Annotated in this window: 7 protein-coding genes; 5 read left to right on the top strand and 2 right to left on the bottom strand. The window is 38.9% G+C overall.

The genetic code is table 11. The features are described 5' to 3' along the window. Window positions 1-406: 406 nt before the first annotated feature. Entirely contained in the window at window positions 407-1,126 is a 720-nt protein-coding gene (locus LDB17_RS07520) for a hypothetical protein (protein ID WP_252639452.1), read from the bottom strand. A gap of 71 nt (window positions 1,127-1,197) precedes the next feature. Here LDB17_RS07520 and LDB17_RS07515 point away from each other — a divergent pair, with 71 nt between their 5' ends. The 5 genes from LDB17_RS07515 to LDB17_RS07495 all read left to right on the top strand — a co-directional run bounded on the left by LDB17_RS07515 (window position 1,198) and on the right by LDB17_RS07495 (window position 10,714). Beyond that, window positions 1,198-1,968, top strand: coding sequence for a hypothetical protein (locus LDB17_RS07515; protein WP_252639451.1), 771 nt, complete (start codon window positions 1,198-1,200; stop codon window positions 1,966-1,968). Between the two features lie 86 nt (window positions 1,969-2,054). Then, window positions 2,055-2,849 (top strand): hypothetical protein, encoded by a 795-nt coding sequence (locus LDB17_RS07510; RefSeq protein ID WP_252639450.1) that lies wholly within the window; start codon window positions 2,055-2,057, stop codon window positions 2,847-2,849. A 5-nt stretch (window positions 2,850-2,854) separates the two neighbouring features. Beyond that, window positions 2,855-4,132 carry a hypothetical protein gene (locus LDB17_RS07505; protein WP_252639449.1) on the top strand — a complete coding sequence of 426 codons (1,278 nt, stop codon included), beginning with the start codon at window positions 2,855-2,857 and terminating at the stop codon, window positions 4,130-4,132. 1 nt (window position 4,133) lies between these two features. Beyond that, window positions 4,134-4,547, top strand: a complete 414-nt coding sequence (locus LDB17_RS07500; protein ID WP_252639448.1) for a hypothetical protein — start codon at window positions 4,134-4,136, stop codon at window positions 4,545-4,547. Continuing rightward, on the top strand, window positions 4,544-10,714 hold the full coding sequence (locus LDB17_RS07495) for a hypothetical protein (protein ID WP_252639447.1): 6,171 nt from the start codon (window positions 4,544-4,546) through the stop codon (window positions 10,712-10,714). The genes LDB17_RS07500 and LDB17_RS07495 overlap by 4 nt, the downstream gene beginning before the upstream one ends. A gap of 41 nt (window positions 10,715-10,755) precedes the next feature. On the opposite strand, the gene LDB17_RS07490 is transcribed toward LDB17_RS07495, so the two are convergent. Continuing rightward, window positions 10,756-11,718, bottom strand: a 963-nt coding sequence (locus tag LDB17_RS07490) for a hypothetical protein (RefSeq protein ID WP_393924971.1), incomplete at its 5' end; no start/stop codon positions are given.

Genomic DNA, 11,718 nt, shown 5'->3' with positions numbered 1-11,718 from the left:
TGGTATACTCTGATGATACTAAGCCTAACATTTTGTCCAGAGGCTGCGATCTTTACTTTGATAGTAAATGATAATGCCCGAAGAAATATCCGGTGTTGGGCGTAGAGGTTCAAGTCCTGTCATTCTCGCAAAACTAATTTGAGAAAGGGGCATGAAAGTAAGAGCGTTCGGGTTGCAAACTGGAAACTTTTATTTCTGCGAAGTACAAGCAGATAGTGTCCCGAGATGAATATAGTGAGCGGCACTGTTTAACCGCAATAGTAATTTAGTTGTACTGCCATTGTGCCCCGAGGTTATTCTTCGGGGCTTTTGTCTTGATAATTAGGCAATGTCGCGAAACGCTATATTGCTCCTTTAGGTGTCTCGCATTTCGCGAGTGACTTGCCATAGGAATTACTGTGGTTCGCTATGGAATAGTATTTAGCGAATCTTTATTCAACTTAATTGTATTTGATTTTATGGAATCAACCTTTAGTGAAATATCTGATATATTTTTATTTATCGAATTTAGGGGTGTTGTTATTTTATCTGAAGGTTGCTGAAATAATCCGACAAGACCCATTAATATTGAGAGTGCAATTGCTACCCAAGCCGCTATCATTGTGTTTCGATGTCTCTTTTGCTCTTTTGATTTAAAATTATCTTTTACTAGTTCTTTTAGAGTTTGGCTAACATAAACAAAAGAGCTTGAATACCTAGCAAGGTCTTTGCTTATGTCTGAATAAAATTCTGCAATTGTTCCAAAATTATAACCTCTGCCTACTTTTCCGAATAATTCAGCTTCTATTGTACCATAATACCCTGATTCCGACTTTTCATATTTTGTTCGATCATAGATGGCTGTATCTTGCTCTCCCTTGGTGTTATTGTATATCCCAATTAGATTATTATATTCCAATTTTTTGAATAAGAATATAATCTCGCAAAGTGAATCCCACGATTTTATAGTATCAGCCTTGTGTTTCTTGAAGTGAATAGTTACTTGGCTGAAATTAGAATCCCATTCAATAGCCATATATTCACTGTCATCATAGATGTAATTTACAAGTGCCCTATCTTTTATATCGGTAACACTTACAAAACTCCTAATAATTTGTTTTTCAAATTCGCTAAATGTAATATCCATAAGTCTATGATTAAAAAAGTGAATATAAATAAGATTTTACTCCCCTCTCTTATATTTTAAGAGAAAAGAATATGCCACCTATTAAAACTATTCTCGATCAATATAAAGACGATTTCGGACAGGTAATAAGCAAATTATCTGTCGATACAATAGAGAATCGTGATCCTGCTGAGTATAAGCGTGAGTTCAATGGAGAACGAAAGAGACGTAAGCAGTCTGTCGGATGGCGTGAGCCTAAACGCTTAGAAGTCTATTCTGATACATTGGTTGATGCTAAAGGTAATCCGGTTAGGCTTGATGACAAGATTGTCGATGTTGCTCGAATCATAACAAACTTCCCTAAGAAACTTGTAAGAACAGACACGGCAATGATGTTCGGTGGACGAATGAATATATCTGCGGATAATCAGGACGACGGTTTTGCTGAATTTAAGCGTGTGTGGGAACGTGTTCTTGGTATGCAGGATGTTCTTATTGAATTTGCAGAAAAAGTCCTATCTGAGACAAAAGCAGCAATTGATGCTTATAATAAAGTCGGAAAATCACAAGAAGGGTTGATTGCCGGAGGCTATAAAGTAGCTACTGCTTTGGTAGATAATTACCAGATGGTAGGAGAGGCTTTAACTTCCTTAATCGCGACCTATGGCCTAACAAAAGCAGCTATGGTGTTCAACACATCGATTGATAAGACAGTAACCCTAATGCGCTACGATGCGGAAATCGCTGAGTTGACTAAACTCTTGCCATTAAAAGAACAAGAAGCCAATGCTGATTTAAAAGCAGCTGTTGCCAGTGGTAAATTGACAGAAGAGAAAGCGAATCAAATAATCGCCTTAAACTAGGTATCTGGGATTTCTCTGGGAAATCTGAAAAAAAAGCAGAGACAGAATCCGATAAAGCAAAGAAACTTCAACAAGAATTAAATGCCTTGCAAGCTAAATTAAGTAATGAGCAATTACGGCAAAAATTAGACTTTAAGCAAAAAGAGATAGATTTAGATGAAGAAGGTTTTAATAAGCAACTAAAACAAAATGCGCTCAATTACGAAAAGGAGCTTCAACAGATAAAAGAGTATGAAGACGAGAAGGCCAAAGAGAGAGAAGAAGCAATACTCAAGTTTGGTAAAAATAAAGTACCTCAAAACTTATCTGAATCAAATGTAAAGAATCAGGCAGATGCTATGAAGAATAACGCTTTGTTATCTTTCGAGAAAGCAAATAAGGATACATTAAAAAACCTGACAGATAAATATCAATCTTATGCAGACCAAAGACTTGAGATAGAAAAAAAGTTTAATAAAGATATAGAAGCTTTACAGTCTCAGTTACCAGAAAATATGCTTGCTGATTTAAAATCAAAAATGCTTGATTTATTTGGGAATGGAATTGGCAATGTTGATTTATTAGCACGCCCAATGATTGATGCTGCTGAACTTGTGAAAAAAGGTTGGGAAGATGCAGGCGATGGAATAGCAACTGTTTTCAGCTCTCAATTTGGTATATCAGATTCGAAAGGAAAAGAACATGAGATATTAGTTACTCCAATATTACCCAATGGAGATGTTTTGTCTCCAGACGATCTAAGTAACTATGTAGATAATATATTGTCAGGATCAGAGGATATATTGAAAGCTGATAATCTAGGTATCGTTATTGGCATAACTCTATCCTTCCTGATGCTTTCAGCCAATACGAGAAGTATGATGAGAAGATTGAAAGAATAAATAACATGCGTGATGCTGTCAATGAGTATGAAATTGCAGTATTAAAAGCTAGTCAAGCTGAAAACTCATGGTTTGGAAACGATAGCCTTCGAAACCTAAAAGACTATAAAGAACTACAAGCTAAGATATTTGATTCTTATAGGGATAAAATGCTTGAAGGGCAGGCTATTTATGAAAATAAAGGTTCTGGTGGTTGGTTTACAAACTCTCTCAAATCTGCTGTTGGTTGGGTTAGTAAGATAACATACGGATTCGACTTGCTTAACAAGAAGTACAAAGAAGGTACTACTGCGGCTGTAAATAATCTAAGGATAGAGACTCGAAAAAAGAGTAGTGGTTTTCTCGGTTCCGGCATCGGCGGTAAATCTCAGAAAACAGAAGATCTGCAAACATGGATTAATAAAAACAAGGATCTTTTTAAGGGTTTAGACACTCAATTGTTTGGATCTGATGGTATGCTCAATCAAGAACTAGCAGGTGTCATACTCGAAAAATACGGAGATAAATTAGTAGGGCAGACAAAAGAGACTTTAGAAGAATTAAAGACACTTACAGAGCAATATAATGAATTTAGAGCACAACTAAGAGAATATGTAAGTTCCCTATATGAGCCGTTAGTTGATAATATGGTTGATTCAATATGGGACTGGTTCGATGAAGGTAAAGATGCGCTCGATAGCTTTAAGGATTATGCCAAACAAACATTCAGAGATATAGTCTCTGATATGATAAAGACTATATTGCTTAAGGATGTATTCAAAGACTTCAAAGACAATATCGCAAAACTTTACGAAGAATACTCAAAAGGGAATCTGACTGAGGCTCAATTATCCGAAGCTGTAGCAAAAGAAACCAACTCTGTAATGGATAGGTATAAAACCCAACTTCCTGCAATACAAGGTATGGTAGATACTATCAATAAAAATTTAAAGGATACTACCGGAATAGATTTGAATAAATCAACTAGCTATTCTCAATCTTCATCCAAAGGCAGTTATGAGTCAATAACACAGGATCAGGCGGGAGCTATTGACGGCAGGCTAACCGGCATTCATGAAGTCGATCTTCTTATTCAACAAAATACTTTTCAGTTAGTACTTCTATCCACTGAAAGCAACCAGCTGATTAGAGGCTATAAGGAAGAGTTTATGGCTATACGGAATGTCTTGGTTGAATCGAGGTTTCTATGGGAAGAGATTCGAGATAGCAATAATGAGCTATATGAAATAAAAGATATTTTACAAGAGATAAAGAAGAATACAAAAGGTTTAATAACAAAGTAGTATGATAGGTCAATTATATATTAACGACAAAGATGCTTTTGCTACATGGGGGGCATACCTGGAAGAAGGCAGTGAAAATGTTTTACTATTACCTGCATCGAATAAAGAATACGCTTCGAATAATGCGCGTAGTCAACATGGCAAGCAGGTATTCAGACGTACCCCAAGAAAGTCCGATCGGGATGTTATTCTTTACTTCTGTATCGCTGCATCAAATAGAGACGAATATTTACAAAAATATGAAGCTTTTGTAAATGAGCTTGATTCCGATATGGTAACAATGAAAGTCCCTTCTTTGAAAAAGATATATAAGCTTGATGCATTAAGCTATCAGGATCTGAGCTTCTTTGACTATATCGGAAAGTTTGCAGTAAAATTCAATGAACCCAACCCCAAAGACCGTATATCCCTATGATAAGTAAACTAGAGAACTACAGATATAACCTTTCGTTAATCGGTATTACGATAGATGAGGTATTATTGCTGGATTTGTATCAAAATCTCCCTATTGATGTTCAGACAGGAGCAAAGGTTATATTATTGCCTATCGCAGCAAAGGAGGGTGTTGTTTATGGTATGGATAATATAACAGGCGATCTGGTTCCCTTCAACTTCTCCCGCTCATCTTCTGCTACCTTATTCGACAAGGATAAGAATATGGAGCTTGTAGGAAATAACATTCCACGTATAGACTATGGAAACTATACGGACGATGTTAAGTTGCTTGTGGAAAAGGAAAGTACAAATCTGTTAGTAGATAGTGCTTTGGCTACATCATTACAGGCTGTTTACTATACAGGATTACCAATTATAGATCTAGATTGGTTCAATTATATAAAAACAGGGCGAACAGTTCCTCACATTGACAATGTAGATACATATATTTACAAACGAGGCCCTGTTACATCCGGACTTTCTTATGCTATGTCGGCATTTGTGAGAATGGTAGATAATTCTGTTCCTAATTTCCGACTAAACGAAAGTAATGTAAATGGAGCCCTTTTAATAGATACACAGCCTTTTTCTCCCAAAGCTATAAACAAGTTTATTAAAGATAACATATATAGAGTTTATGGAACAAGATCTGCCACTAGGACGATCACAGGTAATAATGGGATCGTTAAATATAGATCCAATTACGGAGCTGATATAATCACATCGGGTTATCAGTTAGAATCGGGAGATACTGTCACCTCTTATATTCCTACAACGACAACTGCTGCCACACGTGCGGCCGATAAGCTTACGTATACCTTGCCTGCATCATCGGGGATATATCTTAAGACCAATAAGCAAAATACGTTATTGAACAAACCAAAAGGATTGTGGAACATTCACGATGATTTGAACAACGAAGGAATAGAGGCCTTAGCTATTTTCTATGAAGATATAATCATTGGGTTTGACGAACAAACAGCCGTAGAGGAATTCATTATTCCGATCCGTGATAAGAACCAAGTTGTAAAGGCACGCTATGCCCTCAAAGATACAGACATCGAGAAAAACGCCCTAATGAGCGAGCATTATATCGAGATATCTTTTGCATTGGATATTTTCTTTAAGTTCGTACGATCTGATTATATCATCTGGGAAGGTGAAAAGTATATTATTAAGGAAGATTATATACCCGATGAGGTAAATAAATGTAATTACAAATATACGCTTCGTTTCGACCACTGGACGACTTTGTTACAGGACGATACGTTCTATTATATGAACCAAAACCTTGAAGAGGTGGAGTGGTCTTTGATGAGTAATGCAGCTACTCACTTTCAGTTGCTGGCCGATAATGCTAATCGTTATTTCGGCATTAATTCATTTAATGTCGGTACTATTGAATTCACGGAATTGAAAAATATTCGATTCGATAAAGTTTCAATCTGGGATGCAGCGACACAGATAGCAGAGGAATACGGGGGAGAATGGCATCTGACGGGCACAACATTCCATTTGGTAAAAAAATTCTCTTACGGCTCAGAGATCGATTTTGAGAGCGAAGTTTCAGTCGAAAAGATGGAACGTTCGGAAGGTGAAAACTCCGAGAAATATACACGCATTCTTGCATTCGGTTCTACACGTAATATTCCGGCTAATTACAGAGAGACAACACCGGGAGAGGCAGTGGACGCCATCTATCAAAAGCGTTTGCGTATTCCCGCCTCAAAGGGAAAGTTTATTGATATACGACCTAACTTATCACCTGAAGAGATAAAATCGGCTGTCGTTATTTTCGAAAAGGTGTACCCGAAAAGGATAGGTACAATGTCTTCTATTACGACTGTAGAATATACTGATACGGATACCGACACAGGGGTAGTTACGAAATGGAATGCTTACAGGTATAAAGATACAGGCCTGCAATTTAAGGAAGAATACCGACAACCTGGAGTTGAGCTTCGTATTGCCATTCAAAGCGGAAATCTAAATGGAGCAGATTTTGTCGTTAAATTCAATCCGTTAGGTAAGCCGGAAACAGATCCCGACTCTCAGCTATTCGAAATAGTGCGCAATGAAGATTACGGCAAAGCCTTACAGAACAACACCTTAAAGCCTCAAAACGGAGATACATATATCCTTTACGGCTTCAATATACAGCTCGTTTCCGATCAGTACGTGCCCGCAGGAGAACAGGAGTTATATGATACTGCTGTAGAATGGCAGCAAGATATGTTGAAGGATAAATCGGTATTCGAATGTCCTACCATGATACAGCATTTCGCCGATAATGAGATGGATTTGGAGATTGGGCAAAAGGTAAAACTCATACACGACCAATTTGAAGGCGGTTTTCGTTCATCGAGAATACAAGGATACGAAAAGCATCTTTTAAACAAATATCAGGCTACTTATACAGTAGGGGATAATGCTGCTGCTTCATGGGCTAAAAGTGTCGATAACTCGATAAAAGAGCTACAAATTGCAGGTGTTACCTATCAGGCTACAGGTAAGAACGGTGTGTATCTAATCACTCAATTCGATAATACACCTGCAAGCGACTTTAATGCTTACTCTGCAAAGGCGTCAGACGCCAGATACTTGAATAAACAGACAGGCGGGACCGTACAAGGCGACGTCCTTTTTCAGAAGAAAATAAAAGCGAATGAAGTTATCTCGGATCAGTTCGGAAATGAAACATTTACATCAGGTCAGTTCGGAAATGGATTCCGCACATGGTTAGCAGCCAACGGACAATCATACGCTGAATTTGACAATCTGATGGTAAGGCGTGAAATGATTATCAATACACTTACTATTGCAGAAATTAAAAGTGTTGGCGGGCAGATATTACTCTCTCTGGCGAATATGTATTGCAATGCTGTGACAGATGGGGGATCGTACTGGAAATGCTCTTTTGATACTTCAAACGGAACTATTGCTAACCAGTTCGCCGTTGACGATCAGGTGATATGCCGGAAGTTCAACGGTGTTAATATAAAGTACTATTGGGCACGGGTAACATCGGTAGGCACGGATTATATTAATATCTCAAAGACAGATAAGGACGGTGCAGGAGTCCCGGCAGTTAACGACGAAATAATTCAGTTCGGTAACCGTACAAATAGCGCAAGGCGATCGGCTATCATCTTATCTGCTTACGGTTCGGACGCTCCGAGCTTCAAACAATATGCAGGTATAAACTCGTATAACCTGACAGGAAAAGAGGTAACTGTTATTTCTCCATCAGGAAACAAATTTACAGGAGACTTTACTATCCAGTCATCGGGGACAAACGTGACGACAGCTATCACGAATGCACAAAATGCAGCTATCTCTACAGCTGCAACTGACGCAACAAATAAGGTAAGTGCAATCCAGGTGGGAGGCCGGAATCTGTTATTGAATAGCAAGGCAGCAAAGGCCGGGAGCACGTATAACATAGGCACATTCATTTCCAGCAGAGACTTCATCGTGGGCGAAGTGCTGACAGTTACTATCAAGGGAAACATCCCGGGGGATAAACTATTCGGAATTTGGTTTAATGGTGGATTGTATTATGGCGGTCAGATTGCAAAGATTAGCGATGGCCTTTATTCTGCGGTAAAGACTGTTCCGGCTCAGACCAGTAATAGGAATGTGGGGATTTATCTGGTAGGTAACCAGGCTGCAACCGACTCATGGGAGTTTGAGTGGATAAAATTGGAAACAGGTAATAAAAGAACCGATTGGACGGAAGCTCCCGAAGATGTGCAGGCTAGAATAGCTACGGCTCAATCCGCTGCCGATACAGCCAATGCAGGGTTATTGTCAAAGGTCGCCTATTCAGAGTATAATGCGCAAATGCAGATCCTGGATACCCGGATATCATCGAAGGTAAGCCAGACTGATTTTAATAGCTTAGGAGATAGGGTATCTTCTACCGAAAGCAGCATCACACAACAGGCGGGGCAAATATCGAGTGTTGTTGAAAAAGTGAACGTATTAGACCAGAAAGGTATTAATCGTTTTATAAGAATAGGTTGGGTAAGCGGGGGCTGGTCTCCTATCATCGGGTCTGTCTTAATAGCACAAACCAACTCTACCCGTATTCGACCAAATACGGATGCCTTTCTGGCTGCATTATCAAATGCGCTATATTCATTCAAAAATGATAATAGCACATATCAGGCAGTTATTTACGAGTTAGACAAGAACAAGAAATTAATAAAAAATCACGGATGGGTAGACGGTAATTACCAGTTTACGACACTTTCGACAACAGCTTATTTTGCGTTTTTAGGTAGGAAAAGGACAGATGCAAACATATCTGCTTCTGATATATGGAGCTTTACATGTAAACTAGAGCAAGGTGACTTTACCGATTATTCCGTAGCCCCCGAAGACATGAGTTATCTGGTTAACAACGCCCAAACGACTGCTGACAGTAAAACTCGCACATACTATCAAGATGCACAACCTACAGCTCCGAGTGGGGGATTCTCGGTAGGGGACATCTGGCAGAAGGTGACTTATACAGATACAACAGGCGTTGTGAACATGGATTCATCGAAAAATGTTTGTCGGTTTGAGTATCGTTGGAACGGCACAACGTGGGTACAGATCAATTTCAATGTATCAGGATCGTATGTAACTCAGACAAACGACTCTATATCGTCATTGGTTACCAAAACAGGCATTAACGGTTTGGGGACAGGAGAAACCCTTAAATCTTTGATAGATCAGACACCTGATAAAATAACTCTTGCTGTTTCGCAAATACAGGTAGGCGGACGTAACTTTTTAAAAAGAAGTGCTAATTACGATACATCATATTGGCAAACAAAAGGAACGGTATCGTTATTAACAGATATCTATAATGGATGTCGTATTTACTCAACTTCTACTGCATGGTCTGCATACGCATATAAGCTAACAGATACAAGTCTTTTGGCTGATACTGATTATATGCTTAGTTTTTATCTGAAAATAGATGGCAGCGCATCTTCTGTTAGTGGTAGTCTCTGGGCTTACGGCCTACCTAATGCAATATTGATATCAGCCATATCAGCTTTACCGAACATATGGACTCGTCTATCGGTTCCCGTAAGATTAAATAAGAGTGATACAAGTGGATTGAGGCTTGAGTTAAGTGCGGGATTACCTGCCGGAGTAAAGCTGCTTATATGTGGTATGAAATTAGAGGAAGGAAATAAAGCTACTGCTTGGACGGAAGCCCCCGAAGACACCCAATCGCAAATAGACGGTAAGACTACTTTGGCTGAGGTTGCAAGTTCTTTGAGTATTGCCGCCAATAAAATAACGTTATCTTCTAAAACCATAGAACTGAAAGGAGATACTATTGCAGACGCAATAGAAGCCGGACAACTAAATGTGGGTAATGGAAAGTTTAAGGTAGATCCTAACGGCGATTTTACATCAAAGAATGCTAATATTGAGGGTGCGTTGAGGGTATCGGGAAATAATCAGATTACCGTTGCGGATGCAAACGGTAATACACGTGTTACCATAAAGCCGACAGACATAACCTCTATCGCAAATATAGGAGGATATGAAACTTCAGAGTTTGTAAATATAGGCGGTGCGTCCGCTAGTAGGTCAATCCAAAATGAGACAAATGTATGGTATGGGCGTACATTTACGCTTGCAGCCGGAAAAGTGTATGATCTGGTTATCCCTGCAATTAGCATATCGGCCACAGTAAATACAATAGGTGGTACTACAACAGTATATGCCAGAACAGTGATCAGACTCCGGAATACAACAACGTATGCGTCATACGATATCGCATCAATTGAAGCTTCGCCGAGAGACTTTGGAGGAACTGTATTTGAGTCTGCCAGGCTGAATGGTGTAGTTGCGGGCAATTGGCGAATAGAGATTGAGATGATGGCTATAACGGATGCCTACTTTACGGGTACTGCATCTTTTAATCTAACATATGGATCTGTGATACAGGTTATACCATTAAGTCAATTTACAGAAATGGGGTTGAATGGATTCCTTACAGCAATAAGCAGCAATAAGTATCTCCATATTACAACCGATGGCGTATTTTTGAGGATGGGCGTAAATATACTTAGAATAACAGAAACAGGAGGGATTCAGAAGTCAGTAAATGGGGGATCGTCCTGGTCGAGTCTGTAATAAAAAAAGCTACTTTAAAAAAGTAGCTTTTTTTATTTATTTTAATCGGTTGGCCCAGGCGCATAATACCAATATCGCCAACCTATATTCTCTCCCCATCGTTGACTGCCATCCTTAAAATACGGGTAACTCTTTATCTCCATCAGTGCAGATTTATAAGCATCTGAAATACCTCCATCTGAAGCAATAAATGGTTCTCCATCGTTTACAATCCACCATGATTTAGTCTTAAAAGACATCTGGTCGGTTGCGTCCATCAATGTATAAACCCTTTCTACCTGTTTTACTTCATCGGTATTAGAGACTTTTAGTGTATCAGGAGCTCCGTAAACATAGACATAAAAAGTAACCTTTAAACCTTCCTCTATATTAGACACATCGTCAAGGCTTAATTTTATACCGAAAACAGAACGTTGCATGTTTATTGCGGGATCGTCGGAGTTACTGCCATTGTATTCTGTAACCTCTCCATAATAACGATCGAGATTAGGTATCTTATAATCTAAAGGCTCTAACTGTGAAGAGTCACTTTCTTTTGTTGACTTCTTGTTAGATCCTGCGATGGTAGTTGTACTTTGATTAAGCAACGTCATGGCTCTTGTGTCGTCCAACGTGAATGTATTTGTCAACTGAACACCAGCTGTACCGCCAAGAGAGAAAGGCTTGAGATATCCGTTTCCGTCCTTGCCTACCTTTGTTTTACCATCAACTACTACAGATGAGACGATCTTATATTCGGCATCTCGTGGCAGTTCGAGTTTTATCTTGCTAAAATCATCGAAAAGGCCATAAGCGTAAGGGCTATATTTTACTAAGCTACCTGCTTTAATTCCTTTATAAATCTGAACACCGATCAGATTATTAACACCTGTGGGTGCTGCATTGGTGTTGAACTTATAGGTGATAGTTCTTTCTTTCGCAACAGGTACGGGATCATTGCCACTATCGCCACAAGCGATAAGTAAAGGCAAACAAAATAAAATAAGTAATAGTTTATTCATAAT

Source organism: Dysgonomonas sp. Shenzhen-Wh21, assembly GCF_043392705.1.
Lineage (GTDB): Bacteria > Bacteroidota > Bacteroidia > Bacteroidales > Dysgonomonadaceae > Dysgonomonas.
The sequence above is the reverse complement of the archived record's forward strand: the minus strand, read 5'-3'. Positions and strand labels throughout refer to the sequence as shown.

Excerpts from the sequence above, each read along its gene's own strand:
- LDB17_RS07520 (WP_252639452.1), bottom strand. The coding sequence starts at position 1,126 with ATGGATATTACATTTAGCGAATTTGAAAAACAAATTATTAGGAGTTTT.
- LDB17_RS07515 (WP_252639451.1), top strand. The coding sequence starts at position 1,198 with ATGCCACCTATTAAAACTATTCTCGATCAATATAAAGACGATTTCGGA.
- LDB17_RS07505 (WP_252639449.1), top strand. The coding sequence starts at position 2,855 with ATGCGTGATGCTGTCAATGAGTATGAAATTGCAGTATTAAAAGCTAGT.
- LDB17_RS07500 (WP_252639448.1), top strand. The coding sequence starts at position 4,134 with ATGATAGGTCAATTATATATTAACGACAAAGATGCTTTTGCTACATGG.
- LDB17_RS07495 (WP_252639447.1), top strand. The coding sequence starts at position 4,544 with ATGATAAGTAAACTAGAGAACTACAGATATAACCTTTCGTTAATCGGT.